Raw genomic sequence first — 25,775 nt, forward strand, 5'->3', positions numbered from 1 at the left:
TTCGGCTCCCAAGCGGCGTTCACGTGCGTTCCTTCCGTAGCGGAAGGCGTCCTTAGCTCTGCCGAGCGTGGGGGAACTGAACCTCAGACCGGCAGTCCCTTGCAACGCCTCTCGACGGCGACAAGTCTACGGGGTCCGCGCGAACTCCTGTCGGACATTTCACCAGAACGGACAACGGTCGTGGCTAGGCTGGACGCGTGATCGAAATCGATGTGGTTCGCCCGTTGGTCAACCCCGTCATGATCAGCGCCTTCGAGGGCTGGAACGACGCGGCCGGCGCGGCGACCGGCGTCATCGACCACCTGATCGAGGTCTGGGACGCCCAGCTGGTCGCGGCGATCGACCCGGAGGACTACTACGACTTCCAGGTGAACCGGCCCGTCGTCGGCACCAACGACGAGGGCATGCGCCGGATCACCTGGCCGACCACCCAGATCTACGTCGCCCGCCCGCCGGGGTCGCACCGCGACGTGGTGCTGCTGCGCGGCATCGAGCCGAACATGCGCTGGCGCGGATTCTGCGGCGAACTGCTGGCCGCGGCCGACGACCTCGAGGTAGCCCAGGTCGTGACCCTGGGCGCGCTCCTCGCCGAGACGCCGCACACCCGGCCGATCCCGGTGACCGGGACCGCGACCGAGCTCGACCTGGACGACCGGATCAAGCTGGAGCCCTCGACCTACGAGGGTCCGACCGGCATCGTCGGCGTCCTCCAGGACGCTTGCGCCCGGTTGGACATCCCGGCGGTCTCGTTCTGGGCGGCGGTCCCGCACTACCTACCGCAGGCACCCTGCCCGAAAGGCACCCTCGCGCTGCTCGCCCAGGTCGAGGACCTGCTGGAGATCGCGGTCCCGCTCGGCGACCTGCCCGAGGAGAGCCGCGCCTGGGAACGCGGTGTCGCCGAGCTCGCCGAGGAGGACGAGGACGTCGCCGAGTACGTCCGCAGCCTGGAGGAGTCCAAGGACACCGCGGATCTCCCCGAGGCCAGCGGCGAGGCGATCGCCGCCGAGTTCGAGCGGTACCTGAAGCGCCGCGAGAACCCGGGAGACAGTCCCGTCTAGAGCCTGAGGCCGAGGGCGGCGTCGGCGAGGTCCGCGACGACCTTGCCCGCACCCGCCTCGTCGCCGGCGCCCGCCAGGGTGGAGTCCGCCCAGTCGCGGAGCACGGCCAGCGCGGCCGGAGCGTCCAGGTCGGTCGCGAGCGCACGGTGCACGGCTTCGATCACCGGACCCGCCTCGGCGCCCGTCGGAGCCGCGACGGCCTCCCGGAGCCGGCCTAGCAGGTCGACCGCGCCGGCGAGGTCGGCGGCCGTCCACTCCCAGTCGCTCCGGTAGTGGTGGCCGAGCAGGGCCAGCCGGATCGCCATCGGGTCGACCCCCTGCCCGCGCAGCCGCGACACCAGCTCGAGGTTGCCCTTGGACTTGGACATCTTCTCGCCGTCCAGCGCGACCATCCCGGCGTGCACGTACGCCCGAGCGAACCGTACGTCGGGCTCGGCCACCTGGGCCTCGGAGGCGCTCATCTCGTGGTGCGGGAAGACCAGGTCGCTGCCGCCGCCCTGAACGTCGAGGCCCGCGCCGAGGTGGTCACGGGCGATCGCCGAGCACTCGATGTGCCACCCGGGACGTCCGCGCCCCAGGGACGAGTCCCAAGCCGGGTCGTCCGGGCGCGCCTCCAGGTCCTCGCCCTGCCACAGCAGGCAGTCCAGCGGATCGCGCTTGCCGGGTCGGTCGGGGTCGCCGCCGCGCTCGGCGAAGATCGCGAGCATCTGGTCGCGGTCCCAGCCGGAGACCGAGCCGAAGGTGTCGTCGGCCGTCACCGAGAAGTAGAGATCGCGTCCGACCGGGTAGACCGCTCCGGCCTTCTGGAGCTGCTCGATCATCGTGACGACGAGCGGGATCGCCTCGACGGCGCCGACGTACGCGCTCGGCGGAAGCACCCGGAGCGCCTCCATGTCGGTGCGGAAGAGCTCGGTCTCCCGCTCGGCGAGCTCGACCCAGTCCTCGCCGGTCGCGGTCGCACGCTCGAGCAGCGGGTCGTCGACGTCGGTGACGTTCTGGACGTAGCGGACGTCGTGGCCGGCGCCGCGCCAGGCGCGGTTGAGCAGGTCGAAGGCGACATAGGTGGCGGCGTGGCCCAGGTGGGTGGCGTCGTACGGCGTGATGCCGCAGACGTACATCCGCGCCACCCCGGACGGCGGCACCAGCTCGACCAGACCTCCGGTCGCCGAGTCGTGCACCCGCACCTCGGGCGCCCGGACGGGCAGCGGGGGGACGTCGGGGGCAGACCAGGCACGCATGCGAGGAAGAGTATCCGGGAGGGTTCAGAAGGCGGGCCACGGGAGGGAGGGCCAGCCCTCGCCGGGCTGCGGGAAGCGGCCCTCGCGCAGCAGCGTCTGCAGCCGGCCGCGGGTCGCCCGGCGTTCCGGCACCGTGAGCAGGGCCGCGAGCTCGTCGTCCAGCGGACCGTCCAGCTCAGCGGCCAGACCGACCAGGCCGGCGACCTCGTCGAGGTTCAGCGCCTCGCCGGCCCAGCCCCACAGCACCGTCCGGAGCTTGTCGTCGACGTGGAAGCAGACGCCGTGGTCGACGCCGTACCGGTGGCCGTCCGGCATCGCGAGCACGTGCCCGCCCTTGCGGTCGGTGTTGTTCACGACGAGGTCGAACAGGGCCATCCGCCGCAGCGCCGCGGTGTTCTCGTGCACCAGCATCACCGGGCGCTCGTGGTTGTCGAAGGCGTCCAGCACGTGCAGCTGGCCGGGCTGGAGCGGCCCCTGCGGGAGGATGTCGACGGGTGCCTGGTCCGGATCGGGCTCGCACCAGAGCTGGACCATCCCGGGGCCGGAGAGCCCGTCGCGCAGCAGCGTCGGCGGTACGACGGACCAGCCGAGCGCCTCGGAGACCAGCCAGGCGGCGTACTCGCGGCCGGCCAGGGTGCCCTCGTCGAAGTCCCAGAGCGGCTTCTCGCCGGAGACCGGCTTGTAGACGCCCTGGACACCGCCCTCCTCGGGGCCGAGCCGGCAGAGGTAGGTGTGGTTGGAGGCGGGCATGATCCTGCCGAGCAGGGTCATCTCGCCGGTGGCGAGGACGTCGAGCCCGGTGTCCACGTTCAGCTCTGGGTCCGCCGGTAGCCGTTCGCGCGCGGGCAGAGGTGCCCGGCCGGGTCGATCGGGCCGCCGCAGAACTGGCACGCCGGTCGGCCGGCCTGGACCACCGAACCGGCTCGGGTGGCGAAGACCCGGGCCTGCGTGGGCGAGATCCGGACGACGAAGATCTCGTCCGGCTCGGGCTCCTCGATCGGCAGGTCGACCAGGTCGTCCTCGTCGGCCTCGATCGGGGCGTCCACCTCGACCACCGGGAACACCTCGACGACCACGCGCTCGTCCTCGACGTCCCAGGACAGCGTGATCGTGCCGGCCCGGAACTCCTCGACGATGGGCTGGTCGAGCGGGCCGTTGTCGATCAGGTCGATCGGGGTGATCGCCGGGATCACCACGGCGACGCCGCCGGACCCGAGCAGCTCGTCGAGGAGCTCGTCGATCCGCTCCCCCAGGATCTGGACCTGCTGCTTCTCCAGCGCGACGCTCGTGACCCGGGCGCCGGCGCGTGCCTGGAGGAAGAAGGCGCGCTGGCCCGGCTCGCCGACGGTGCCGGCGATGAACCGCTCGGGCGGGTCGAATTTGTGGACGAGAGGCGCCATGCGGACGAGCCTACTGGGGCCTACCCGCGGCCCGGGCCGGTCCCTCCGCCGAGCTTCTCGTCCGGCTTCTCGGTCTGCGCCGCGAGGTGCGCGAGCGAACCCTCGTGGGTGTTCATCGCCAGCACGAAGGAGCGCGTCGGGCTGTACCGGATCACCGAGAGGCTGGCCGGGTCGACGACGATCCGCTGGAACGCGTCCAGGTGCATCCCGAGCGCGTCGGCCAGGATCGCCTTGATCACGTCGCCGTGCGCGACCGCGAGCCAGACCGCCGCGTCGCCGTGCTCGGCGGTCACCTGCACGTCCCGGTCGCGGATCGCGGCGATCGAGCGCGCCGACATCTCCGCCATCGATTCGCCGCCCGGGAAGCGCACCCCGGCCGGGTGGGCCTGGATGACCTTCCAGAGGTCCTCCTTGACCAGCTTCTTCATCGGCTGTCCGGACCAGGTGCCGTAGTCGCACTCGTTGAGACCGCGCTCGACCCGGGCCTTGAGGCTGGTCCCGCGGAGGAGGATCGCCGAGGTCTGCTTGCAGCGCTCCAGCGGCGAGGTGAACGCGGCCGAGAGCGCGAGCCCGTCCAGCCGTTCGGCGGCGCGGGTCGCCTGCTCCACCCCGACCTCGTCGAGCTGGATCCCGGGGGTGCGCCCGGCGAGCACGCCGGTCGCGTTCGCCGAGGTCCGGCCGTGCCGCGCGAGGATCACCGTTGCCACGCGCGGAGTCTATCGATCGCCCGAGCTTGCTCGGTGCCGCGTGGACGACAGCGCGTCGACGAGCGAAGCGCGGATCATCCCGGAGAGCCTGCGGGGGTGTTGCCGTCGGGAGTTCTAACCTCGACCTGTGATCGTCGACAACGCGCTGTACCGGCAAGGGGTCCGGGTCGACTGCGGCACCTCCGCCTCCGACCTCTCCGGCGTCCGGGCCCGGGCGACCGACGGCGACTTCGTCTGGGTCGGCCTGCACGAGCCGACCAAGCACGAGCTGGACACCGTCGCTGCCCTCTACGACCTGCACCCGCTCGCCGTCGAGGACGCGCTGACCGCCCACCAGCGCCCCAAGCTGGAGCGCTACGAGGAATCGCTGTTCCTGTCCCTCAAGACCCTCTGGTACGTCGACGAGGACGACGCGGTCGAGACCGGCGAGATCAACGTCTTCATCGGTGAGAACTTCGTGGTCACCGTCCGGCACGGCAAGGGCGGCGGCCTGCACGACGCCCGGATCGCCCTGGAGGGCATGCAGAGCGTCCTCGCCCACGGGCCGTCCGCGGTGGTCTACGCGGTCTGCGACCAGGTGGTCGACGCCTACGAGGACGTCGCCCGCGAGCTGGTCACCGACGTGGACGAGGTCGAGGCGTCCGTGTTCGGCTCGGAGCGCACCAACGACTCGGCCCGGATCTACGTGCTCAAGCGCGAGCTGGCCGAGATGCGCCGGGCGGTCCAGCCGTTGCGCGACCCGGTGAACAGGTTCGCCCAGGGAGCGGTCCGCGGCGTGCATGCCGAAGCGGCGCCGTACTTCCGGGACGTGGCCGACCACCTCAACCGGGTGGCTGAGACGATGGAGGACCTGGAAACGTTGCTGACCGCCGCGTTCCAGGCGCACCTGGCGCAGATCAGCATCCAGCAGAACGACGACATGCGGAAGATCTCCGCCGCGGTCGGCCTGGTCGCAGCCCCGACGCTGGTCGCCGGCATCTACGGGATGAACTTCACCCACATGCCCGAGCTGAACTGGGTCCTGGGGTACCCGCTGTCGTTGCTGCTGATGGCCTGCAGCTCGCTGGCGATCTGGATCATCGCCCGGCGTTCGGGTTGGTTGTAGGCGATCAGGCGTTCATGACCCCGGTTGCCACCAGGATCAGCACCCCGGCGCCGAGCAGCACCCGGTAGACGACGAACGGCGTGTACGACTTCGTCGACACGTACCGGAGCAACCACGCGATCGAGGCGTACCCCACGATGAACGCGACCACGGTCGCGGTGATCGTCGGCCCCCAGCCGTAGGCGTTGTCCCCGTTCGGGATGTCGCCGAGCTGGAAGATCCCGGCGCCGACCACGGCCGGGATGGCGAGCAGGAAGGCGAACCGGGTCGCGGCCTCGCGGTCGAACCCGAGGAAGCGGCCCATCGAGATCGTGGCTCCCGACCGGGAGACCCCGGGGATCAGCGCAGCCGCCTGGGCGGCCCCCATCAGCACCGCGTCCTTGAGGCCGAGGTCGGCCTGGGTGCGGTTGTTCCGGCTGATCCGGTCGGCGACGCCGAGCACGACGCCGAGCACGATCAGCATCGTGCCGATCACCCACAGGTTGCGGAAGTCGCTCTCGATGATGTCCTTGAGGGCGACCCCGAGGACGACGATGGGGACCGAGCCGACGATCACGTACCACCCCATCCGGGCGTCGACGTGTCCGCGGTACTCCGCGTTGAACAGCGACTTCAGCCACATGCTCGCGATCCGCCAGATGTCCTTGCGGAAGTAGATCAGCACGGCGAGCTCGGTACCGATCTGGATCACGGCGGTGAAGGCAGCGCCGGGGTCGTCCCAGCCGAACAGCTCGGGGAAGATCCGCAGGTGCGCGCTGCTGGAGATCGGCAGGAATTCGGTCAGACCCTGCAGGGTTCCGAGGAACACCGCTTTCAAGAACTCGATCACGGGGCGTGAGCCTACGCCGCACCACCTGACTCCCACCTGACTGGCAGGTCCCCGGCGAGCCGGACGCCCGCACTCCCCTCCGGCTGGCTAATCTTTCGGCATGCAGCAGCGGCACCTCGGCAGCACCGGTCTCAAGGTGTCCCGTCTCGGACTCGGCTCGATGACCTGGGGCCGCGACACCGACGAGCACGAGGCCCGCGACCAGCTGGTGTCCTTCGTCGAGGCGGGCGGCACCCTGCTCGACACCGCGGCCGGCTACGCGAACGGCGACTCGGAGCGGGTGATCGGCTCGCTGCTCGGCGACGTGGTGCCGCGCGACGAGATCGTGCTCGCGACCAAGGCCGGCATCGCGCACCTGCGCGGCGAGCGCGAGACCAACGCCTCCCGCGGGTTCCTGCTCAGCAACCTGGACGCGTCGCTGCGCCGCCTCAAGGTCGACCACGTCGACCTGTGGCAAGTGCACACCTGGGTCGACGACTGCCCCCTCGAGGAGACCCTGGGAGCCCTCGACCACGCCGTCTCCTCCGGCCGGGTCCGGTACGTCGGCATCTCCAACTACACCGGCTGGCAGTCCGCGCAGGCGGCCACCTGGCAGCGCGCCGTGCCCGGGCGGGCGGTGCCGATCTCCAACCAGGTCGAGTACTCGCTGCTCAGTCGCGGGGTCGAGGCGGAGGTCGTGCCGGCAGCCCAGGCCCTGGGGCTCGGGATCCTGCCCTGGTCGCCGCTGGGCCGCGGCGTGCTCACCGGCAAGTACCGCACCGGCACCCCGGCGGACTCCCGCGCCGCGTCCCCGCACTTCGCCTCCTTCGTCGGCCGGCACCTGAACGACCGCTCGGAGCGGATCGTCGAGGCGATCGTCCGCGCCGGCGAAGGGCTCGGCTGGTCGGCCCTGGAGGTCGCCCTGGCCTGGGTCCGGGACGCTCCCGGCGTCACCGCGCCGATCATCGGTGCCCGGACCGCCGAGCAGCTGAAAGCCTCGCTGCTGGTGGAGGAGTGCGAGCTCCCGCCGGAGATCAGGCAAGCACTCGACGACGTCTCGAGCACGAACGCCCCGGAGACCTGAGGAGAACCGTGACCGCCGCTCCACAACGCCAGCGCCGCGCCCTGCGTCCCGGGGTGGAGTACGAGTACGACCAGCTGCTGATCTCCCGCGACGAGTCCCGCAACTTCGTCACCCGGTTGCTGGTGCAGCGAGCCGAGGCGGGCGGCTGGGAGCTCGACCGGTTGCGGATCGGCCCGGACGGAAACCGCCGGGTGGTGCTGCGCCGGAAGATCATCCGCCAGCAGCAGCTCTGGTTCGCCTGGTAGCTACAGGCTGCCCAGGAACCTGTCGAAGACCCGCGCCCCGAACTCCAGCGAGTCCACCGGCACCCGCTCGTCGACGCCGTGGAACAGCCCGGTGAAATCCAGGTCCTCGGGTAGTCGCAGCGGGGTGAACCCGAAGCAGGTCATCCCCAGGTCGGCCCAGTACTTCGCGTCGGTCCCGCCGCTCATCAGGTACGGCGCCACGATCGCGTCCGGGTCCTCGGCGAGTAGCGACGCCGTCATCGCAGCGGCCACCGGGCCGTCGTACGGGTTCTCCAGGCCGCGCATGTGGGCGTCCTTGGTGATCTCGATGTCCGGGCCTGCCAGCTCCGCCAGGGTGTCCCAGAACTCGTCCTCGTACCCGGGCAGGAACCGGCCGTCGACCCGGGCGGTGGCGTCGCCGGGGACCACGTTGACCTTGTAGCCGGCCTCGAGCATCGTCGGGTTGGTGGTGTTGCGGATCACCGCGCCGAGCATCCGGGAGGCGGCACCGAACTCCTCGACGAGGGCTTCCGCGTTCTCCGGGGTGGCGGTCGTCCCGGCCAGCTCGGCGACCGCGGCCAGCAGCACCTCCATCGTCGGGGTCAGCCGGACCGGCCACTGGTGCTGTCCGATCCGGGCGACGGCGGTGGAGAGCCGCGTGACGGCGTTGTCCGGGTGCCGCATCGAGCCGTGCCCGGCCGTGCCGCGCGCGGTGAGCCGCATCCAGGCCATCCCCTTCTCGGCGGCCTCGATCAGGTAGACCCGGCGACCGCGCACGGTCGTGCTGAAGCCGCCGACCTCACCGACTGCGACGGTGCAGTCGTCGAGGAGTTCCCGGTGCTCACGGGCCAGGTAGCCGGCCCCCTTCGCCCCGCCGGCCTCCTCGTCGGCGGTGAAGCAGAGCACCAGCGGACGGTCCGGGACGACGCCGGCCCGGGCGCGGGCCCGGACGCTGGAGAGCAGCATCGCGTCGAAGTCCTTCATGTCGACCGCGCCGCGGCCCCAGACCAGGCCGCCGGCCACCTCGCCCGAGAACGGGTCGACCCGCCAGTCCGCGGCGTTCGCCGGTACGACGTCCAGGTGGCCGTGCAGCAGCACCGGCTCGCCGTCCGTTCCGCCCCAGCGGGCGATCAGCGAGGTCCGGCCGTGCTCGGACTCGAACACCTCGGAGGCGATGCCGACCTCGTCCAGGAGGGTCGCGACGTGCTCCGCGGCCTTCCGCTCCCCGGGCCCGGTCTCGTCACCGTAGTTGGTGGTGTCGATCCGGATCAGGTCGCTGCAGATCGAGACCACTTCGGCGGCCGGGTCGTACGCGAGGTCGGTCATGCACCCATCCTGCCCCACGGGGCTCAGTCGAACGCCGGACCCGCCGTCTCGGGCTGAGCGCCGTTGGCGAGCAGCACGAACCGGTGCTTGACAGGCCGGCCCAGCGGCGGCGCGAACCACCGGGCCCGGTACTGGTGGGCGCCTCGGCGGCGTCCGGCGTAGGTGACGCCGAGGTGCCAGCCCTGGTCGTCGACCGGGCGGCCGTCGTACTCGGCCGGGCGCCAGCCGTCGCCCTCGGAGACCTCCACCCGCACCAACGGCTCGTGCCACACCAGGTCCCCGGGAGCGACGTCGGTCCAGGAGAACTCCCAGAACGCGTCCTCGACACCGGTGGCCTCGATGAACCGGACCGCCCCGACCGTCCGCTCCGCGGCGACGCCGGTAGCAGCAGCCAGGTAGCGCCGTACCGCGAAGTCGAAGGTCCGGTCACGCGGAGGTGTCCGGACACCTGCCGCCAGGTCGGACGCGAGCTCCCGGGCCTGCCCGGCCACCCATTCCTGCTGCTGCGGGCCGAAGAGCACCGAGGCGCCCTCGTAGTACTGGGCGGTGTACTCCTCGGGCGTCGTCAGGTAATCGGTGTGGTCGTCGACCAGCGAGGAGACGAAGGCGGCGGTGACGTCCAGGTCCGAGTCGAGCACGGCGGCACCGATCCGACGACCCGCCTCGGCCGTGGTCTCGAACGGGAGCCCGACGACGGCCGTGTCGCCGAGCCGCAGTAGGTGCACCGGGATGATCGTCGGGAAGTCCTCGGGACGGCCGACGAAGCGCCCGTGGCCGAGCTCGGTGCCCGCGATCCGCTTCTCGGCGTGCGGGCCGCGCGGACGGCGGGGATGACCGGCCTTGAACGGCGGGATCAGGTGCAGCACCGGTGTCGTGTTCTCGCCCGCGCCGGCGGTCTTGGCCCAGCCGATCCGCGGCGAGGCGAGCTGAAGGCCGTCGATGACGTCCGCGGTGTCGAGCTGGCGCAGCGCCACCGCCACCGGAAGGTCGGCCGTCAACCGCTCCCCCAGTTTGGCGTGCAGGCCCGCAGCGGCCGCTCCGATGCCCCGACCGACCCGCTCGGCCTCCGGGAAGACCAGCATCCCCGGCCGCACCGCGGGTGTCATATCGCCGTGCGACGCCACCACGGCGCCGCTGATCAGCCGGCGCCTACCGGACACCCGCTGCTCGAGCTCGCCGTTGACGTAGGCCCAGACGTCAGCGTTGTACGACGGATCGTGGTGGCTGATCCCGGTGCCGTGGATGGAGAACCAGCTGAACGAAGCGAGCGGGCCGTCGGCGTCGTCCACCCGCAGCAGGTGCAGGCGCGGATCGATCGCGGCGTACTTGCGCTGGTCCTCGATCCGCCGGTCGGCCAGGTCCGGGTTACGCACGAACGCGCCGAGGGAGCGGTTCCGGGTCAGCCCCCAGACCTCCGTGCTGCCGATGGCTGCCGTCGCCGGCCTCCGGGAAGCGACCGCCTCCCGGACCGCACTCGTGAGCTGCGCCACCAGGAACCCGGCGTACCCCGGGTCGAAGCCGGGCCGGTTCGAGGCCCAGTCGTTGTAGAAGGAGCTGCCGCTGTACTGCCCCGGTCCGGCGTGCGTGTGCGTCGCCGCTAGGAAGATCCCCGACAGCGGTACGTCGGTGTCGGCCACCGCTTCGGCCACGGCCTGCTGGATCAGCGCGGAGCCGGCCAAAAGGTCCAGCGCGACCAGGGCGATCGACGACTCCCCGCTCCGCAGGTGCACCACCCGGGCCTTGAGCCGCGTCCGGAACCCGACGCCGTCCTGCGCGTTCTTGGAGTGCCCCGCCTTCGGCATCCCCGGCGGCGGCGTCAGGTCGACCTCGGCCGCCCCTGCGAGCAGTCCCTCGACCACGGGAAGCCGGGGTTCCGGGCGGGCCGCGTAGGAGATCCGGAAGCGCTTCGCGGTGAGGTCAGCGTCTTTCCAGGCAAGGTCCGGGGCAGGCGGGCGATCCATGCGCCGAGACTAGTGCGAGCGGCAGGCACCCCGATTCGGAACTGGGGCCGCACTTTGCTAGTCTTGCGCCCGCTCGTCCGAGTGGCGGAATGGCAGACGCGCTAGCTTGAGGTGCTAGTGTCCTTTAACGGACGTGGGGGTTCAAGTCCCCCCTCGGACACCATGATTCAAGCCCCACCTTTCGGTGGGGCTTCAGTCATTTTCGGGCCATTTCCCGCGTAACACCGGGGTTCAAGGGGCACGGACGGGTCATGTCCATCGAGGATCGGCTAGGTGCGGCTCTGCCAGAACGGTTCAGCCTCTTCGTAAGCCCAGCAGGGACCTGGGCTCCTTCATCTCAGCGCACTTGCTACCCGCAGAAAATGCCATGACCACGCGCCGCAGCTCAGGCATCCTTTGGCGCATGTCCCCGAAGCCCAGGAAGCCGCCGATCGACAAGGCGGCGATCCGCGAACGCCTCGAACGCGCCCGGGCCGAACACCTCCTCGTGTGGATCTGCCGCTGGATTCCCAACTCGGACTCCATTCGCGGGTTCGTCGTCGGACACGGCAAGAAGTGGGTTCTCGTCGCGACCCACATCGGCGGCGCCCAGCCAGATGGTTGGACGCTCCTTCGCATCAGGGACATTCAAGCCGTGCAGCTTCATGTAGCCAGCGAGCACCTTGAAGAGAAGGCATTGAAGTTGAAGGGGCTCTGGCCGCCTGCGTCGCCCGAAGCCGAGATCAGCCTCGGCGATACAGCGTCCGCAATCACCGACGCCGCCGCTGCAGCAGGTCCGCTTCTCGCGGTCTTCACGGAGTTCCGGGAACCTGACGCCTGCTGGATCGGCTCGGTGATCTCCACCGATCTGGACGTCCTGACGATCCGCGAGATCAGTGCCACCGCCGAATGGCTCCAGAAACCCCGCACGTTCGATCTCGACGACATCACGCGCATCGATGTCGGCGACGACTACGCCGCCACTCTCCACCTCGTGTCCAGCGCCTGAGCGGAGACCATCACGGCGCCCGGAAGACGTCCTCTTGGCAGTACAGAAGCTCGGCATCCTCGTCGAGCACCTCGGCCGCCCAGTCGTCGGGGTCGGGGCCGAGCAGCTCGTCCTGCCGGACCACGCCGGTGAACCCGCCCACGGGAGCCAGTCCGGGTACCTTGCGGAGGCTGCCCCAGCCTTCGGCGTGGGCCACCTGGTAGAGCGCTCGGCCCACATGGTTCACGTCGGCAGCGGCCGCTGCTTCGTCGTCCTCCGGCCAGGCCTGGAGGTACGCCTGCCTCCCGGCAGCGAGGACGGCGTCCTCGTCCGTGACCACGTAGTCGTGGCGCTGGAGAACGGAGATGCCCTCCACCGGCCACTCCTCGGCATCTCCTTCGTCGACTTCCTCGTCCTCGAGCTCCATCAGGATCCCGAGCGGGTAGCCGATCCCGGTGAGCTCGAACTGTGCATCGACGTACTCGAGGAGCACGGGCAGTAGCTCCTCGCCGGCCCGGACCACGGTGTCGTGGTCCCCGCTCGCACCCGCTACAGCGCGTGCATGCGCCCCGAGCGCCTCCTGCGCCGCGGTCGCAGCGGCGGCAAAACGGGAAGCACCCTCGTCACTCATGCCGACGACACTACGGTCCCGGCGGCACCAGCGTCCCGTGCGAGAATCAGGACATGGCGAAGGGCAAGTCCACACCGGCGGACGACAAGCGCCGCGCGCGGATCGGCCGGCAGGTCAGCGACATCGTCAACGAGATCGTCCTGGCCACCGCCGACGAGGACGTCGAGGTCGCGATCGACAAGCTGCACGCACGTCTGCAGCGGGTCAACGGGCAGACCTTCGACCGGGCCTGGGCGAAGCGGGCCGTCGTGACGATGCGACGCGGCGACGTCTTCAAGATCATCATCAAGTAGTCGCCGGCGACCGGCTCAGGGGCGCAGCGCGTGCCGGTGCAGCCAGGCGTCCGGATCGATCGGGTCGTCCACCGCGGGGCGCACCTCGAGGTGGAGGTGCGGTCCGGTCACGTTCCCGGTGGAGCCGACCGCGCCGATCACCTGACCCGGCACGACCCACTGCCCCACGACCACGTCGACCGCGCTCTGGTGGCAGAACCACAGCTCGGTGCCGGACGCGAGGGTGAGGACGGTCTTCTGGCCGTAGCTGCCGTCGTACCCGGCGCTGGTGATCACGCCGGCACCGACCGCCCGGATCGGCGTACCGGCCGGCGCGGCGAAGTCCAGCCCCGTGTGCACCGAGCTCCACAGCCCGCTGACGTCGCCGAAACGGCCGGTCAGCCGGTAGCCGCGCACCGGGAGGACCCACGTCGGCGGGAGCGGGGTCAGCACGGTTCCGGGCAGCACCCGGTAGTCGACGACCTGGTCGGCGTGCGCCGGCGGCGTCGTACCGGGGACGACGGACACGCCGAGCGCGACCACGCCGGCCGCGACGGTGCGGGCGGCGGCAGGCTTCAAGGTGCGAAGTCTGTCCAGCATGGGAAGGTTCTCCTGACAAGCGAAACGGTGCTTGCTGTTGCAAGCACCGCCGACTAGTCAGACACGGCAACCGTGGCCGGATCAAAATTCCGGGTGACCGCCGTCACCCCGAAATCACCGTTCCCCGCGTGGCCCATGACCAGCGTCACCCCTGCCCCGTGACCCCGGTCACCGCTAGATTGGGGCCGTGGCCGACCTCAAGAACAAGACCGTCCTGATCACCGGTGGCGCCCGCGGGATCGGCGCCGCCACCGCCCGCGCGATCGTGGCGAAGGGCGGCCGCGTCGTGCTGACCGACGTCGACCAGGCCCCGCTCGACGACCTCGGCGCCGAGCTCGGATCGGACAGCGCGCTGACCGTCCTCGCCGACGTCACCGACCTGGCCGCGATGGAGGCCGCCGTCGCCGCCGGGGTGACGAAGTTCGGCGGCATCGACGTCGTTCTGGCCAATGCCGGGATCGCCAGCTACGGCTCCGTGATGGGCGTCGACCCGGCCACCTTCCGGCGGGTGCTCGACATCAACGTCCTCGGGGTCTTCCACACCGTCCGCGCCGCGCTTCCCGCGTTGGTCGAGCGGAACGGGTACGTCCTGGTGGTCTCCTCGCTCGCGGCCTTCGCCGCTGCCCCCGGTCTCGCGGCCTACAACGCCAGCAAGGCGGGCGTCGAGCACTTCGCCAACGCACTCCGGCTCGAGGTCGCCCACCAGGGAGTCGACGTCGGCGTCGCGCACATGTCCTGGATCGACACTCCCCTGGTCCAGGACGCGAAGAAGGACCTGACCGCGTTCGCCGAGATGATCAAGAAGCTGCCCGGGCCGCTGAGCAAGACCACCGACGTCGACGCGTGCGTCACCGCGTTCGTCCGGGGCATCGAACGACGTCAGCGGCGCATCTACGTGCCCGGCTGGGTCGGCCTGATCCGGGCGCGCCGCAACCTGCTGTCCTCCAAGCTCGGCGACCGGGCGACCCTCAAGGAGGTGCCGCGGTTGCTGCCGCTGATGGACGAGGAGGTCCGTCAGCTCGGGCGCTCGACGAGCGAGCGCAACAAGTAGTCGGTCCCTGAGGACGGCGCGCAGCGCCGGTCTCGAAGGATCAGCTGGCCATGAAAAGGATGGCCTCGCGGTCGTACTCACGACCCTCGTGCTCGGCCTTCAGGTGCGCCTGGACCTTCTCGACGAGCTCGTCCTCGTCGGCACCGGTGATGTACTCGCCGCAGGGGCAGTTGAGTCGGGTCTTCATGAGCCCGAGCCTAGCCGCTGCGTGACCCACGCGCCGAGGACCTGGGCGCTCGCGTCCACCGCGCTCGGCCAGTCGAAGGCGCCTTCGTCAGCGTTGTCGGAGACGTGCTTGACCAGCTCGAGGTCGACACCGAGCCGGCGGCAGGCCAGCGCCACGCCGTAGGCCTCCATGTCGACCAGGTCCGCGTGCTGCGCCAGCCGCGCCCGTACGGCGGGATCGCTGACGAACACGTCGCCGGAAGCCAGCACGGTGCCGTCACCGGTCCGCAGGTCGACGCGTTCCTCGGGGTCGATGCCCAGCGCCCGGATCGCGTCGGCGCTCAGGTCGTGGTTGAGGACGCTACTCGGCCGGTGCAGCCCGGTGAGACCGTCTTGGAGCGCCCCCGCGGTGCCGACGTTGAGGACGATCAGGTCGGCCGTGTCGCCGTACGCGAGCAGCGCCCGGGTGGTCTCGATCGCCGCATTGGTCTTGCCGATCCCGGTGATCACCACCGGCACGCCTTCAGGCAGGTACGCCGCCTCCGAGCGCAGCGCGGCGACGACCAGGAACGCCGCCATCACCAACCACCCGGCAGCGGCCGGCCCTCGGCGTAGCCCGCGGCCGACTGGATCCCGATCACCGCGCGCCCGGCGAACTCGGCCAGGTCGTGCGCGCCGGCGTACGTGCAGGCGGAGCGGACGCCCGAGCAGATCTCGTCGATCAGGTCCTCCACCCCCGGGCGCTTCGGGTCCAGGAACATCCGCGACGACGAGATGCCCTCCTCGTAGAGCCCCTTGCGGGCGCGCTCGAACGCGTCGTCGCTGGCGGTCCGGTTGGCGACCGCCCGGGCGGAGGCCATCCCGAAGCTCTCCTTGTAGGCGCGACCGTCGGCGCTGCGCTGCAGGTCTCCCGGCGACTCGAAGGTGCCGGCGAACCACGAACCGATCATCACCTGGGAGGCTCCCGCGGCCAGCGCGAGGGCGACGTCGCGCGGGTGCCGCACTCCCCCATCGGCCCAGACGTGCTTGCCGTGCTCCTTGGCGGCTTCGACGCACTCCAGCACCGCGCTGAACTGCGGGCGGCCGACCCCGGTCATCATCCGGGTGGTGCACATCGCACCGGGACCGACTCCCACCTTGATGATGTCCGCGCCGGCGTCGACCAGGTCGTGGACGCCCTCGGCCGCCACCACGTTGCCCGCGACGACCGGCACCCGCGGAGCCACCGACCGCACCGCCTTCAGCGCCTCGATCATCCGTTCCTGGTGGCCGTGCGCGGTGTCGACGACCAGCGTGTCCACGCCGATCTCGGCCAGGCGCTCGGTCTTGGCCGCGACGTCGCCGTTGACGCCGATCGCTGCCGCCACCCGGAGCCGCCCGGCCGCGTCCACCGCCGGCCCGTAGATCGTGGACCTCAGCGCACCGGTACGCGTGAGCAGGCCGACCAGCGCCCCGGAGCCGTCCACGACGGGCGCCAGCCGGTGCCGGGTGGCCGCCAGCGTGTCGAACGCGGAGCGCGGCTGCACGTCGTCGGTCAGCGTCACCATGTCGGTGGTCATCACCTGGCCGACCTGGGTGAACCGGTCGACGCCCTGGCAGTCGGCCTCGGTGACGATCCCGACCGGCTTGCCGTCCTCGACCACGATCGCCGCCCGGTGCGCACGCTTCGGCAGCAGGGCGAGCGCGTCGCTCACCGTCTCGTACGGCGCCAGGGTGATCGGCGTCTCGAAGACCGGGTGCCGGGTCTTCAGCCAGGCGACCACCTCGGCGACCACGTCGAGCGGAATGTCCTGCGGGAGCACCGCCAACCCGCCGCGCCGCGCCATCGTCTCGGCCATCCGTCGCCCCGAGACGGCGGTCATGTTCGCGACGACCAGCGGGATCGTCGTACCGGTGCCGTCGGAGGCGGACAGGTCCACGTCGTAGCGCGAGGACACCGCGGAGCGGCGCGGCACCATGAACACGTCGTCGTAGGTCAGGTCATGGGCCGGCAGGGTCTCGGAGAGGAAGCGCACGTCGCGAATCTACCGCCGTACCGGTGGGGCAGGATGGCGCCATGAGCCGGACCGTCGTCGCCCGCGCGCCCGGACGGGTGAACCTGATCGGTGAGCACCTCGACTACAACGGCGGGTCGTGCCTGCCGATCGCGCTCGACCGGACGACCACGGCCAGCGTGGCCGTCGGCACCGGTGCCCGCCGGAGCGACCGCGCGACACCCGGCTGGACCGCGTACGTCGACGGCGTCTTGGCTGCCCTCGGGGTCGAGGAACCGCTCGACATCAGCATCTCCTCCGACGTCCCGGTCGGCGCCGGCCTCTCCAGCTCGGCGGCCCTGACCTGCAGCGTGGCGCTCGCCGTCGACGACCTGCTCGGCCTCGGCCGCACCCGGGACGAGCTGTGCGCCGCCACGATCAGTGCCGAGAACGACCATGTCGGCGTCCCCACCGGCGGCATGGACCAGACGATCGCCCTGTACGCCGAGCCGGGGACCGCGCTCCTCCTCGACTTCGCGACCGGCACTCGGACGCCGGTGCCGTTCGCGCCGCCGGACCTGAGCCTCCTGGTGATCGACACCGCAGTCCGGCACGCGCTGGTCGACGGTGCCTACGCCGCGCGCCGGGCGGACTGCGAGGCAGCGGCGACGCACCTGCGCCTGACGCACCTCGCGCACGCGACCGCGGAGCAGATCGACGCGCTCCCGGGCGGCAGGCTGGGACGGCGCGCCCGGCACGTCGCCACCGAGCAGCAGCGCGTCCAAGGGTTCGTCACCGCTCTGCAGGTCGGCGACTGGAAGGAAGCCGGCGCCCTGATGACCGCGTCGCACGCCTCGTTGCGGGACGACTACGAGGTCTCCTGCCCCGAGCTCGACCTAGCCGTGGAGCGTGCGCTGGAAGCGGGCGCCCTCGGCGCGCGGATGACCGGCGGTGGGTTCGGCGGCTGCGCGATCGCCCTGGTCCCGGACGGACTGCTGGACGCCGTACGAATCTCCGTGGCCGACGGGTTCGCCGGCGCCAACGCGAACGCCCCGACCATGTTCGTGGTCGGGGCGTCCGGTGGCGCTGAGGTGCTGGTCGGCTGACTACTTCAGCTCGGCCGAGGTGAGCCCGAGGATCCGGCGCGCCACGATCAGCTGCTGGATCTGCTGGGTGCCCTCGAAGATGTCCAGGATCTTCGAGTCCCGGCCCCACTTCTCCAGCAGGTCGGTCTCGGAGTAGCCCAGGGTGCCGGCGAGCTCGACGCAGCGCAGCGTGACGTCGCTGCCCATCCGGCCGGCCTTGGCCTTGGCCATCGAGGCCTCCATCGAGTTCGGCTCCCGGTTGTCCGCCATCCAGGCCGACTGCAGGGTCAGCAGGTACGCCGCCTCCCAGTCCGCCTCGAGCTGCAGGAACGTCGCCGCCGCGGCCGACTGGCTGAAGGCCGGCTTGTCGTAGTCGATCTCGATGCCGGCGTTCTTGAGCACGTCGCGGGTCAGGTCCAGCGACGCCCGGGCGCAGCCGACGGCCATCGCGGCCACCAGCGGGCGGGTGTTGTCGAAGGTCGCCATCGCGCCGGCGAAGCCGCCCTTGAGGTCGATCTCCGGCGTACCGAGGATGTTCTCGGCCGGCACCCGGCAGTCGGTGAACATGATCACCGCGGTGTCGGAGGCGCGGATGCCGAGCTTGTGCTCGAGCCGCTCCACCTTCATCCCCGGGGTGCCCTTCTGGACCACGAACGACTTGATCGCGGCCCGGCCGAGCGACTTGTCCAGGGTGGCCCACACGACCACGCTGTCGGCGCGCTCGCCGGCGGTCACGAAGATCTTCTCGCCGTTGAGGATGTACTCGTCGCCGTCCTTGACGGCCGTGGTCGAGATGGCCGCCGAGTCGGAGCCGAAGGACGGCTCGGTGATCGCCATCGCGGCCCAGGTCGGGCCGAAGCGCGCGAGCTGCTCGTCGGTCGCGACGGACGCGATCGCCGAGTTGCCCAGGCCCTGGCGCGGCATCGACAGGGTCAGGCCCACGTCGCCCCAGCACATCTCCAGGACGGAGAGCACCGACGCCAGGTTGGCCCCGTTCTTGTTGCCCTTGTCGGCAGCCTTCTCGTCGCGCCGGACACCGGCCGCGCCGGCGCCTTCGGAGGCGCCCGAGTCGGCGAGCCCGTCGATCATCGCGGCGAGCATGTCGAGTTCCTTGGGGTACTCGTGCTCGGCCTCGTCGTACTTGCGGGAGATCGGCCGCAGCATGTTCATCGCGACCTGGTGGGCCTGATCGATCAGCGGGCGGATCTTCTTCGGGGTCTCGAGGTTGATGCTCATACGAGGACACCGCCTTCCAGGATTCCGATGGCTCTCAGGTCGCGGTACCACCGCTCGACCGGGTGCTCCTTGACGAAGCCGTGTCCGCCGAGCAGCTGGACGCCGTCGTTGCCGATGCCCATCCCGCGCTCGGCGCAGAGGCGGCGGGCCAGCGCGATCTCACGGGACGCGTCCTTGCCCTGCGCCACCCGCGAAGCCGCCTTGTAGGTGACCAGGCGCATGCCCTGCAGCTCGATCGCGATGTCGGCGACCTTGAACGCGACCGACTGGCGGTGCGCGATCGGCTCGCCGAACGCGTGCCGCTCCTTCACGTACGGCGTCACGTAGTCGAGCACGGCCTGCGCAGTGCCCAGCGACAGCGCGCACCAGGCGAGCCGGGAGTTCTGGACGACCTCGCGGTAAGTAGCCTCGTCGCCGAAGAGCGCGATCTCCTCGAGCGCGACGTCCTTGAGCTCCAGGCGGGTGATGCCCGCGGCCCGGACGCCCATCGACGGGTCGGAGACCACGGTGATGCCCGGAGCGGTGGACTCGACGAGGAACAGCTGCGGCTTGCCGTCGAGCTCGGCACCGATCAGGAACAGCTCCGCCTCGGCGCCGCGGACGACGCCGGACTTCAGGCCGTTGAGCACGAATCCGGAACCCTTGCGGGTGGCGGTCGTCGCCGGGGTCAGCGGGTCGAAGAGCGCGGTCGGCTCGGCGAGCACCAGGGCCGCGGCCGGCACCTCGTCACCGGCGAAGGCCGGCAGGAAGGTCGACTGCTGCTCGTCGGTGCCGTAGAGCGAGAGCGCGGTGGCGACCGCACCGGAGGCGAGCGAGGCGACGGCCAGGCCCATGTCGCCCTTCGCGAGCGCCTCGTGGACCAGGACGCCCGCGACCGCGGAGCGCTCGGTCGCGATGCCGCCCAGATCCTCGGCGACACCGAGGATCGGCAGGCCGATCTCCAGGGACGCCTTCAGCAGCTCCTCGGGGGCGACGCAGGACTCGTTGGCCTCGGCCGCGGCGGGGCGAACCACCTCGTCGGCGAAGTCGGTGACCACGTCGACGAGCATCTGCTCGTCCTCGCTCGGGGTCAGGTCGAACAGACCGGTCGCCTGCGCGGACGGGACCCGCTTGCCACCGCCCTTGCCGCCCACCCGTGCGAACGCGCGTCCGGCGGCGCTGGCGGTCTTGAAGCCCGCGCTGGTCACCCGGAACACCGTCTGCTCGCTGGTCTTGCGGAGGCCGAGCCGGTCGATGAGGTCGCTCTGCGCGAACTTGTTCAGCGCGACGACAGCAAGGCCGATCGGGTCACGTTTCTCGTTGTCACTGAGTCCGTGCTTGCCGCCGGCGGCGAGCACGCTCTTCACGGGGTCGAATGCCATGGGGAAACTGTAACTCCGAGTTACACGTATTGCTACACCCGGGGGCGTGGCGCCGGTCACGAGATCGCCGTTCTAGGGTTGAGGCCATGTCCGCCGATGCTGCCTCCGTACTCCCGACCGGCGGGACCGTCCGCCCGATCACCCGCTGGGGCGAGGCCGTGATGCACCGACCGGCCCGACCGGTGACCACCTTCGACGCCTCGCTGCGAGCGCTCGCCGCGGACATGGTCGCGACGATGTACGCCGCCCAGGGCGTCGGCCTGGCCGCCTGCCAGATCGGCGAGGACCTGGCGATCTTCGTCTTCGACTGCCCCGACGACAACGACGTCTCCCACCAGGGCATCGTCTGCAACCCGGTGCTCCAGCTCCCCGAGGGCCGGGACCGCAGCCTCGACGACGGCGACGAGGGCTGCCTCTCCTTCCCCGGCGCGTTCGTCGCCTGCGCCCGCCCCGACTACGCCCGGGTGACCGGACTCGACCTCGACGGCAACGCGGTCGAGTACGAGGGTGACGGGTTGCTCGCCCGGTGCCTCCAGCACGAGACCGACCACACCACCGGCATGGTCTTCGGCGACCGCCTCTCCACCCGGCTCCGCAAGAAGCTCACCAAGCAGATGGAGTCCGAGGCCGAGTCCTATCCCCCCGGCTGGCCCGCCTGACCCGTTCAAGAGGCCCGACTTACCCGTTCAAGAGGCCCGGTTGGTCGGTTCAACGGGCCGTCAATCTAGGGGTGCAGCAGCGCCCTCGGCGTCAACGAGACGTAAGGCGCATTTCAACAGTCCGGACCGGCCTGCTCAACGCACAGAACGGGCCTGTTCAACGACGCGTGGAGACGTAGCAGGCGACAGCGGTGGCGGCCGCGACATTCAGGGAGTCGATCTCCGGGGCCATCGGGATGATCGCGCGGCGGTCCGCGGCCTGCTGCCAGCGGTCGGAGATGCCGGGACCTTCCGAACCCAGGACGAGCGCGAGCCGATCCACGCCGGCGACGGCCTCCTCGATCGGGGTGGCGTCCGGCGCGAGGGTCAGCGCGACGGTGGTGAATCCCCGCGCCGACAGCGACGGCAGGGCGTCGTACCAGTCGGTGAGGCGGGTCCACGGCATCGTGAACACCGCGCCCATCCCTACTTTGACCGAGCGCCGGTAGAGCGGGTCGGCGCACCGCGGCGAGAGCAGCACGGCGTCGAAGCCGAGGGCCGCCCCCGAGCGGAAGATCGCGCCGATGTTGGTGTGGTCGACGACGTCCTCGACCACCAGCACCGAGCGCGCGCCGTCCAGCACCTCGTCGACCGACGGCAGCGGGCGTCGTACCAGCGAGGCCAGGGCGCCGCGGTGCACGTGGAAGCCGGTCACCTGCTCGACCAGCGCCTCGGAGAGCACGTACACCGGGGCTCCCGAGGGCTCGAGCACGTCGTCCAGGTCGTCCAGCCAGCGCGGTGCCATCAGGAACGAGCGCGGCTCGAACCCGGCAGTCACCGCCCGGCGTACGACCTTGGCGCCCTCGGCGAGGAACACCCCGTGCTCGACCTCGAAGTGCTGACGCAGCTGGACGTCGCGCAGGTCGCGGTAGTCCGCCAGCCGCGGGTCGCCGGGATCGTCGATCGGGATCAGCCGCGGCACGGTCAGCCGCCGGCGAAGTGATCCGGGTGCGCGACCGCGACGACGTCCCCGATCACGATGATCGCCGGCGCCTTGACCTGGTGCTCGGCGATGTCGGCGCCGACCGTGCCGAGCCTGGACAGCACGGTCCGCTCGGTCGGCATGGTGCCGTCGCAGACGATGCCGACCGGGGTCCGCGGATCGCGGCCGAGCTCGACCAGGGTCTCGGCGATCACCGGAGCGTTCTCGACGCCCATCATCAGGACCACGGTGCCGCGCATCCGGGCGACGCCGTCCCAGGCGACCAGCGACTCGGGATGCCCGGGCGGCAGGTGCCCGGAGATCACCGTGAACTCGTGGGTGACGCCCCGGTGCGTGACCGGGATGCCCGCAATGCCCGGGACCGCGATCGGGCTGCTGATCCCGGGGATCACCGTCACCGGTACGCCGGCGTCGCGGCAGGCCAGGATCTCCTCGTAGCCGCGACCGAAGACGAAGTTGTCCCCGCCCTTGAACCGGGCCACCCGCTTCCCGGCCAGCGCCGCCTCGACGATGATCCGGTTGATCTCCTCCTGCTGGGCCGAGCGCCCGCGGGGCAGCTTGGCGACATCGACGAGCTCGACGTCCGGGCTGAGCTCGCCGAGGAGCTCGCGCGGAGCGAGCCGGTCGGCCACGACCACGTCCGCCTCCATCAGCGCCTTGCGCCCGGCGACGGTGATCAGGTTCGGGTCGCCGGGGCCGCCGCCGATCAGCACGACGCCGGGAACCTTGACATCCGGCAGCGCGTCCAGCGAGCCGTCCTGGAGCCGGTCCAGGATCCGGTCGCGGAGCGCGGCCGTCTTGCCGGAGTCCCGGTAGCCGCGCCGGTCCCCGAGCACCGCGACGGTGACCGCCCCGTGCCGGCCGACGGCGGGCGTCCACGCGGTCGCGGCCTGGGCGTCATCGGAGCGCACGCAGAACGTGTGCCGGGCCTCGGCAGCAGCCAGCACCTGCGCATTGACCTCGGCGTCGGCGGTCGCGGCGATCACGTACCAGGCGCCGTCCAGGTCGCTGTCCACGAAGGCCCGGGCCTCGAGGATCACCTCGCCGCCACCGACCAGGCCCTCGATCGCCGGAGTGACCTCCGGCGAGACGACGAGCACCTCGGCGCCGGCCGCGATCAGGCTGGGGATGCGTCGCTGAGCGACCTGGCCACCCCCGACGACCACCACCTTGCGGCCCGCGAGCCTCAGTCCGGACGGGTACGTCGGATAGTCGGTCACGGGACCATTCTGCTGAACACCCCGGCCAAGTGCTTACCTGGGTTCAGCCAGCGGACTAATGTCGCCGCATGAGCATCGAACGCCCGGTACATCCCGATCCGTACAGCCTGCTCCCCCAGGTCGCCGGCTTCACCGTGACCAGCGCCGACGTCACCGACGGCCAGCCGCTCAAGGACGACCAGGTCAACGCCTTCGGCGACACCTCGCCGCAGCTGAGCTGGTCCGGCGCGCCCGAGGGCACCCAGAGCTACACGATCACCTGCTTCGACCCGGACGCCCCGACCCCGTCCGGGTTCTGGCACTGGGTGCTGGTCGACGTACCGGCGGACGTCACGTCGTTGCCGGCCGGTGCCGGCGCGCTGGGCGCGAACCTCCCGGGCGGCGCGTTCCAGTGCCGCAACGACGGCGGCCCCAAGGCGTTCATGGGCGCGGCTCCCCCGCCGGGCGACCAGGTGCACCGCTACTACTTCGTCGTGCACGCGGTGCAGGAGCCGACCCTGGGCGTCGACTCGGACGCCTCGGCCGCCGTGGTGAGCTTCAACCTGGCCTTCAAGACCCTCGGTCGCGCGATCCTCCATGGCACCTACCAGCACTGACATCCTCGGAGCGCCGTACGTCGCCCGCACGCTGCCGCTCCAACCGGACTCCGAGGGCGAGGTCGTCGCGACCCTCGTGCACCGCGCTGCCGAAGGGCCGCCGACGGGCAAGGCGGTGCTGCACGTGCACGGCTTCGCGGACTACTTCTTCCAGACGCCGGTCGCCGACTTCTGGTGCCGGCGGGGCTACGACTTCTACGCCCTCGACCTGCGCAAGCACGGGCGCTCGCTGCTGCCGCACCAGACGCCCAACTACGTCGAGTCGCTGGCGACGTACCACGAGGAGCTCGACCAGGCGTACGACGCGATCCGCGCCAACTACCGGCACCTGGTGCTCTCGGCGCACTCGACCGGCGGCCTGACCGTGCCGCTGTGGGCCGCCGAGCGGAAGCTCGACATCGACGGGATGGTGCTGAACGCCCCGTGGCTGGACATGCAGGGCGACCCGGTGACCCGGAAGCTGACGGTCCCGGTGCTGCGTCGCCTGGGCGCCCGCAAGCCCGAGCTGGAGATCCCCCGCAAGGTCGACGGGTTCTACGGCCGCAGCCTGCACCGCGACCACGGCGGCGAGTGGGACTTCAACCTGGCCTGGAAGCCGCTCGAGTCCTGGCCGATCTACGCGGGCTGGATCCGGGCGATCCGCGAGGGACAGATCCGGATCTCCCGCGGCATCGAGGTGCCCGCGCCGATCCTGGTGCTCTCCTCGTCACGATCCACCCAGCCGAACTCGATCCACCACCCGGACATCCACCGGACCGACATCGTGCTGGACGTCGAGCAGATCCGGCGCCGCGCTCCGCTGCTCGGCCGGCACGTCACGCTGGCCCAGGTCGACGGCGCCCTGCACGACGTGACCCTGTCGCGCCCCGAGGTGCGAAAAGTCGTCTTCCACGAGATGGCGGTGTTTCTCTCGGCGTACGTCGATGGCTAGGTTCTAGGCATGAACCCTGTCACCGGACTCGCCCTCGGCCGCATCGTCATCGGCGTCGGCGCCCTCGCCGCCCCCGACCTCGCCAGCAAGGTGTTCCGCCTCGACGGCGAGAACAACAAGCAGCTGCCCTACATGACCCGGATGTTCGCCTCCCGGGAGATCGTCCTCGGCGCGGTGACGCTGGCCTCGAAGGGCAAGGCCCGGCGCCAGCTGGTCGCGGTCGGCATCGCCGTCGACGGCGCCGACGCCTTCGCCGGGTACGACGCGATGCGCAGCGGTGCGGTCACCAACCAGACCGGCATCGGCCTGGTGGCGCCCGCCGTCGGCGCGATGATCGCCGGCGCCATCGGCCTCTTCTCCCGGGGCTGACCATGACGCTCTCGGTCGCCGACTGCACCGCCGCCATCCGGACGCACACCGAGGGCCTGGCCGCAGCGGCCGAGGGCAACCTGGACAAGCGCATCGAGCACTGCCCCGACTGGTCGATGGCGAACCTGGTCTGGCACCTCGCCTCGGTCCACCGGTTCTGGAACCAGGTCGTGACCGAGCTGCCCACCGAGCTACCGGACGAGGACCAGGAGGGGGCCGACGACACCCGTCCCCCGGACGACGAGCTGATCCTGACGCTCCTCGCCGGCATGGAGACGTTGCTCGCCAGCCTGGAGGCGGCCGACCAGTCGGCGCCGTGCTGGACGTGGGGCCTGGAGGAGAACGTCTGGTTCGTCACCCGTCACCAGGTGCAGGAGGCGGCCGTGCACCACTGGGACGCGGTGAACGCGGCGGGGACGGGTTCGTGGTCGATGGACCCGGTGGTCGCGATGGACGCGGTCGAGGAGTTCCTCACCCACAGCGTCGCGAACACGCGCTGGCCGGCGATGGCCGACCCGATAGGCACGACGATCTCGCTGGGAGTCGCCCGCCCGGGCGGGGAGGCGGTGATCACGATCTCGGACGGTGACGTGCCCGGAACCCTGCGCCACGAGATCCGGTCAGGGTCGACTCCTGCGCCGGTCGACCCCGCGACGTTGCTGCTCTGGCTCTTCCGTCGCGTCCCGGACGACGCGCTCGCCGGTCAGGGCCTCGACGGGGCGCTCCTGAACCGCTTTCGCTCCTTCACCAACACCGACTGACGCGC

General features: G+C 71.0%; 29 protein-coding genes and 1 tRNA gene. 14 read left to right on the forward strand and 16 right to left on the reverse strand.

Features of this window, described 5'->3' with window-relative positions; all coding sequences use genetic code 11:
- Positions 1–197 precede the first annotated feature (197 nt).
- Positions 198–1,058 carry a PAC2 family protein gene (locus EFK50_RS01640; protein ID WP_123225813.1) on the forward strand — a complete coding sequence of 287 codons (861 nt, stop codon included), beginning with the start codon at positions 198–200 and terminating at the stop codon, positions 1,056–1,058.
- Here the strand turns inward: EFK50_RS01640 and mshC are convergent.
- From mshC to EFK50_RS01660, 4 genes are read right to left on the reverse strand one after another with little or no spacing between them, the layout of a single operon-like run.
- Positions 1,055–2,296 (reverse strand): cysteine--1-D-myo-inosityl 2-amino-2-deoxy-alpha-D-glucopyranoside ligase, encoded by a 1,242-nt coding sequence (mshC, locus tag EFK50_RS01645; RefSeq protein WP_123225814.1) that lies wholly within the window; start codon positions 2,294–2,296, stop codon positions 1,055–1,057. The genes EFK50_RS01640 and mshC overlap by 4 nt on opposite strands.
- 24 nt (positions 2,297–2,320) lie before the next feature.
- Positions 2,321–3,103, reverse strand: coding sequence for an SCO1664 family protein (locus EFK50_RS01650; RefSeq protein ID WP_342772354.1), 783 nt, complete (start codon positions 3,101–3,103; stop codon positions 2,321–2,323).
- A 2-nt stretch (positions 3,104–3,105) separates the two neighbouring features.
- A complete protein-coding gene (locus EFK50_RS01655; protein WP_123225815.1) occupies positions 3,106–3,696 on the reverse strand; it encodes a DUF3090 family protein in 591 nt (196 codons plus the stop codon).
- Positions 3,697–3,716: 20 nt separating this feature from the next.
- Positions 3,717–4,403, reverse strand: coding sequence for an MSMEG_4193 family putative phosphomutase (locus tag EFK50_RS01660; protein WP_123225816.1), 687 nt, complete (start codon positions 4,401–4,403; stop codon positions 3,717–3,719).
- Positions 4,404–4,530: 127 nt separating this feature from the next.
- Here EFK50_RS01660 and corA point away from each other — a divergent pair, with 127 nt between their 5' ends.
- The gene (corA, locus tag EFK50_RS01665; protein ID WP_123225817.1) at positions 4,531–5,508 is read left to right on the forward strand and encodes a magnesium/cobalt transporter CorA; all 978 of its coding nucleotides are present in this window, start codon (positions 4,531–4,533) and stop codon (positions 5,506–5,508) included.
- Positions 5,509–5,512: 4 nt separating this feature from the next.
- On the opposite strand, the gene EFK50_RS01670 is transcribed toward corA, so the two are convergent.
- The gene (locus tag EFK50_RS01670) at positions 5,513–6,337 is read right to left on the reverse strand and encodes an undecaprenyl-diphosphate phosphatase (RefSeq protein WP_425454363.1); all 825 of its coding nucleotides are present in this window, start codon (positions 6,335–6,337) and stop codon (positions 5,513–5,515) included.
- Between the two features lie 100 nt (positions 6,338–6,437).
- Between EFK50_RS01670 and EFK50_RS01675 the strand changes: the two genes are divergently transcribed.
- On the forward strand, positions 6,438–7,400 hold the full coding sequence (locus tag EFK50_RS01675; protein ID WP_123225818.1) for an aldo/keto reductase: 963 nt from the start codon (positions 6,438–6,440) through the stop codon (positions 7,398–7,400).
- 8 nt (positions 7,401–7,408) lie between these two features.
- Positions 7,409–7,645, forward strand: a complete 237-nt coding sequence (locus EFK50_RS01680) for a DUF5703 family protein (protein WP_246003979.1) — start codon at positions 7,409–7,411, stop codon at positions 7,643–7,645.
- On the opposite strand, the gene EFK50_RS01685 is transcribed toward EFK50_RS01680, so the two are convergent.
- Positions 7,646–8,950 carry a M20/M25/M40 family metallo-hydrolase gene (locus EFK50_RS01685; protein WP_123225820.1) on the reverse strand — a complete coding sequence of 435 codons (1,305 nt, stop codon included), beginning with the start codon at positions 8,948–8,950 and terminating at the stop codon, positions 7,646–7,648.
- Between the two features lie 23 nt (positions 8,951–8,973).
- Entirely contained in the window at positions 8,974–10,911 is a 1,938-nt protein-coding gene (locus EFK50_RS01690) for a neutral/alkaline non-lysosomal ceramidase N-terminal domain-containing protein (RefSeq protein WP_123225821.1), read from the reverse strand.
- A 75-nt stretch (positions 10,912–10,986) separates the two neighbouring features.
- On the opposite strand from EFK50_RS01690, the gene EFK50_RS01695 reads away from it, so the two are divergent.
- Positions 10,987–11,074, forward strand: a tRNA-Leu gene (locus tag EFK50_RS01695).
- Positions 11,075–11,278: 204 nt separating this feature from the next.
- A complete protein-coding gene (locus EFK50_RS01700) occupies positions 11,279–11,899 on the forward strand; it encodes a hypothetical protein (RefSeq protein WP_221177237.1) in 621 nt (206 codons plus the stop codon).
- A 10-nt stretch (positions 11,900–11,909) separates the two neighbouring features.
- Here the strand turns inward: EFK50_RS01700 and EFK50_RS01705 are convergent, their stop codons facing one another.
- Positions 11,910–12,509: a hypothetical protein gene (locus tag EFK50_RS01705; RefSeq protein WP_148046020.1), complete on the reverse strand. Its 600-nt coding sequence runs from the start codon at positions 12,507–12,509 to the stop codon at positions 11,910–11,912.
- A gap of 53 nt (positions 12,510–12,562) precedes the next feature.
- On the opposite strand from EFK50_RS01705, the gene EFK50_RS01710 reads away from it, so the two are divergent.
- Complete coding sequence (locus tag EFK50_RS01710) at positions 12,563–12,802, forward strand: hypothetical protein (protein WP_123225824.1); 240 nt, start codon at positions 12,563–12,565, stop codon at positions 12,800–12,802.
- Positions 12,803–12,817: 15 nt separating this feature from the next.
- Here the strand turns inward: EFK50_RS01710 and EFK50_RS01715 are convergent, their stop codons facing one another.
- On the reverse strand, positions 12,818–13,381 hold the full coding sequence (locus EFK50_RS01715; protein ID WP_123225825.1) for a M23 family metallopeptidase: 564 nt from the start codon (positions 13,379–13,381) through the stop codon (positions 12,818–12,820).
- Between the two features lie 187 nt (positions 13,382–13,568).
- Here EFK50_RS01715 and EFK50_RS01720 point away from each other — a divergent pair, with 187 nt between their 5' ends.
- Positions 13,569–14,432 (forward strand): SDR family oxidoreductase, encoded by an 864-nt coding sequence (locus EFK50_RS01720; protein ID WP_123225826.1) that lies wholly within the window; start codon positions 13,569–13,571, stop codon positions 14,430–14,432.
- Between the two features lie 40 nt (positions 14,433–14,472).
- Here the strand turns inward: EFK50_RS01720 and EFK50_RS01725 are convergent, their stop codons facing one another.
- From EFK50_RS01725 to EFK50_RS01735, 3 genes are read right to left on the reverse strand one after another with little or no spacing between them, the layout of a single operon-like run.
- The gene (locus tag EFK50_RS01725) at positions 14,473–14,619 is read right to left on the reverse strand and encodes a DUF1059 domain-containing protein (RefSeq protein ID WP_123225827.1); all 147 of its coding nucleotides are present in this window, start codon (positions 14,617–14,619) and stop codon (positions 14,473–14,475) included.
- Positions 14,616–15,176, reverse strand: a complete 561-nt coding sequence (locus tag EFK50_RS01730) for a nucleosidase (protein WP_123225828.1) — start codon at positions 15,174–15,176, stop codon at positions 14,616–14,618. The genes EFK50_RS01725 and EFK50_RS01730 overlap by 4 nt, the downstream gene beginning before the upstream one ends.
- A complete protein-coding gene (locus EFK50_RS01735; RefSeq protein WP_123225829.1) occupies positions 15,176–16,612 on the reverse strand; it encodes a GuaB1 family IMP dehydrogenase-related protein in 1,437 nt (478 codons plus the stop codon). Before EFK50_RS01735 ends, EFK50_RS01730 begins: the two co-directional genes overlap by 1 nt.
- A gap of 41 nt (positions 16,613–16,653) precedes the next feature.
- Here EFK50_RS01735 and EFK50_RS01740 point away from each other — a divergent pair, with 41 nt between their 5' ends.
- A complete protein-coding gene (locus tag EFK50_RS01740) occupies positions 16,654–17,676 on the forward strand; it encodes a galactokinase (RefSeq protein ID WP_123225830.1) in 1,023 nt (340 codons plus the stop codon).
- On the opposite strand, the gene EFK50_RS01745 is transcribed toward EFK50_RS01740, so the two are convergent.
- Positions 17,677–18,891, reverse strand: a complete 1,215-nt coding sequence (locus EFK50_RS01745) for an acyl-CoA dehydrogenase family protein (protein ID WP_123225831.1) — start codon at positions 18,889–18,891, stop codon at positions 17,677–17,679.
- Positions 18,888–20,252 carry an acyl-CoA dehydrogenase family protein gene (locus EFK50_RS01750; protein ID WP_123225832.1) on the reverse strand — a complete coding sequence of 455 codons (1,365 nt, stop codon included), beginning with the start codon at positions 20,250–20,252 and terminating at the stop codon, positions 18,888–18,890. The genes EFK50_RS01745 and EFK50_RS01750 overlap by 4 nt, the downstream gene beginning before the upstream one ends.
- Before the next feature lie 86 nt (positions 20,253–20,338).
- Between EFK50_RS01750 and def the strand changes: the two genes are divergently transcribed.
- A complete protein-coding gene (gene def / locus EFK50_RS01755) occupies positions 20,339–20,911 on the forward strand; it encodes a peptide deformylase (protein WP_123225833.1) in 573 nt (190 codons plus the stop codon).
- Positions 20,912–21,068: 157 nt separating this feature from the next.
- On the opposite strand, the gene EFK50_RS01760 is transcribed toward def, so the two are convergent.
- Both EFK50_RS01760 and cobA read right to left on the reverse strand, forming a co-directional pair.
- Complete coding sequence (locus EFK50_RS01760; protein WP_123225834.1) at positions 21,069–21,872, reverse strand: TrmH family RNA methyltransferase; 804 nt, start codon at positions 21,870–21,872, stop codon at positions 21,069–21,071.
- Positions 21,873–21,874: 2 nt separating this feature from the next.
- Positions 21,875–23,113 (reverse strand): uroporphyrinogen-III C-methyltransferase, encoded by a 1,239-nt coding sequence (gene cobA, locus EFK50_RS01765; protein ID WP_123225835.1) that lies wholly within the window; start codon positions 23,111–23,113, stop codon positions 21,875–21,877.
- A 68-nt stretch (positions 23,114–23,181) separates the two neighbouring features.
- Here cobA and EFK50_RS01770 point away from each other — a divergent pair, with 68 nt between their 5' ends.
- From EFK50_RS01770 to EFK50_RS01785, 4 genes are read left to right on the forward strand one after another with little or no spacing between them, the layout of a single operon-like run.
- Positions 23,182–23,709 (forward strand): YbhB/YbcL family Raf kinase inhibitor-like protein, encoded by a 528-nt coding sequence (locus tag EFK50_RS01770; protein ID WP_123225836.1) that lies wholly within the window; start codon positions 23,182–23,184, stop codon positions 23,707–23,709.
- Positions 23,690–24,640: an alpha/beta hydrolase gene (locus EFK50_RS01775; RefSeq protein ID WP_123225837.1), complete on the forward strand. Its 951-nt coding sequence runs from the start codon at positions 23,690–23,692 to the stop codon at positions 24,638–24,640. The genes EFK50_RS01770 and EFK50_RS01775 overlap by 20 nt, the downstream gene beginning before the upstream one ends.
- Before the next feature lie 9 nt (positions 24,641–24,649).
- Positions 24,650–25,009 (forward strand): hypothetical protein, encoded by a 360-nt coding sequence (locus tag EFK50_RS01780; RefSeq protein WP_123225838.1) that lies wholly within the window; start codon positions 24,650–24,652, stop codon positions 25,007–25,009.
- Between the two features lie 2 nt (positions 25,010–25,011).
- The gene (locus EFK50_RS01785; protein ID WP_123225839.1) at positions 25,012–25,770 is read left to right on the forward strand and encodes a maleylpyruvate isomerase N-terminal domain-containing protein; all 759 of its coding nucleotides are present in this window, start codon (positions 25,012–25,014) and stop codon (positions 25,768–25,770) included.
- Positions 25,771–25,775: the final 5 nt, after the last annotated feature.

The organism is Nocardioides marmoriginsengisoli (assembly GCF_003725695.1).
In the GTDB taxonomy this organism is placed as follows: domain Bacteria; phylum Actinomycetota; class Actinomycetes; order Propionibacteriales; family Nocardioidaceae; genus Marmoricola; species Marmoricola marmoriginsengisoli.

Coding starts and splice junctions, on each gene's coding strand:
- EFK50_RS01690 (WP_123225821.1), bottom strand. CDS start 10,911: ATGGATCGCCCGCCTGCCCCGGACCTTGCCTGGAAAGACGCTGACCTC.
- EFK50_RS01685 (WP_123225820.1), bottom strand. CDS start 8,950: ATGACCGACCTCGCGTACGACCCGGCCGCCGAAGTGGTCTCGATCTGC.
- EFK50_RS01705 (WP_148046020.1), bottom strand. CDS start 12,509: ATGAGTGACGAGGGTGCTTCCCGTTTTGCCGCCGCTGCGACCGCGGCG.
- EFK50_RS01725 (WP_123225827.1), bottom strand. CDS start 14,619: ATGAAGACCCGACTCAACTGCCCCTGCGGCGAGTACATCACCGGTGCC.
- EFK50_RS01710 (WP_123225824.1), top strand. CDS start 12,563: ATGGCGAAGGGCAAGTCCACACCGGCGGACGACAAGCGCCGCGCGCGG.
- EFK50_RS01740 (WP_123225830.1), top strand. CDS start 16,654: ATGAGCCGGACCGTCGTCGCCCGCGCGCCCGGACGGGTGAACCTGATC.
- EFK50_RS01785 (WP_123225839.1), top strand. CDS start 25,012: ATGACGCTCTCGGTCGCCGACTGCACCGCCGCCATCCGGACGCACACC.
- EFK50_RS01770 (WP_123225836.1), top strand. CDS start 23,182: ATGAGCATCGAACGCCCGGTACATCCCGATCCGTACAGCCTGCTCCCC.
- EFK50_RS01780 (WP_123225838.1), top strand. CDS start 24,650: ATGAACCCTGTCACCGGACTCGCCCTCGGCCGCATCGTCATCGGCGTC.
- EFK50_RS01675 (WP_123225818.1), top strand. CDS start 6,438: ATGCAGCAGCGGCACCTCGGCAGCACCGGTCTCAAGGTGTCCCGTCTC.
- EFK50_RS01715 (WP_123225825.1), bottom strand. CDS start 13,381: ATGCTGGACAGACTTCGCACCTTGAAGCCTGCCGCCGCCCGCACCGTC.
- EFK50_RS01655 (WP_123225815.1), bottom strand. CDS start 3,696: ATGGCGCCTCTCGTCCACAAATTCGACCCGCCCGAGCGGTTCATCGCC.
- EFK50_RS01700 (WP_221177237.1), top strand. CDS start 11,279: ATGACCACGCGCCGCAGCTCAGGCATCCTTTGGCGCATGTCCCCGAAG.
- EFK50_RS01775 (WP_123225837.1), top strand. CDS start 23,690: ATGGCACCTACCAGCACTGACATCCTCGGAGCGCCGTACGTCGCCCGC.
- EFK50_RS01745 (WP_123225831.1), bottom strand. CDS start 18,891: ATGAGCATCAACCTCGAGACCCCGAAGAAGATCCGCCCGCTGATCGAT.
- EFK50_RS01750 (WP_123225832.1), bottom strand. CDS start 20,252: ATGGCATTCGACCCCGTGAAGAGCGTGCTCGCCGCCGGCGGCAAGCAC.
- EFK50_RS01730 (WP_123225828.1), bottom strand. CDS start 15,176: ATGGCGGCGTTCCTGGTCGTCGCCGCGCTGCGCTCGGAGGCGGCGTAC.
- mshC (WP_123225814.1), bottom strand. CDS start 2,296: ATGCGTGCCTGGTCTGCCCCCGACGTCCCCCCGCTGCCCGTCCGGGCG.
- def (WP_123225833.1), top strand. CDS start 20,339: ATGTCCGCCGATGCTGCCTCCGTACTCCCGACCGGCGGGACCGTCCGC.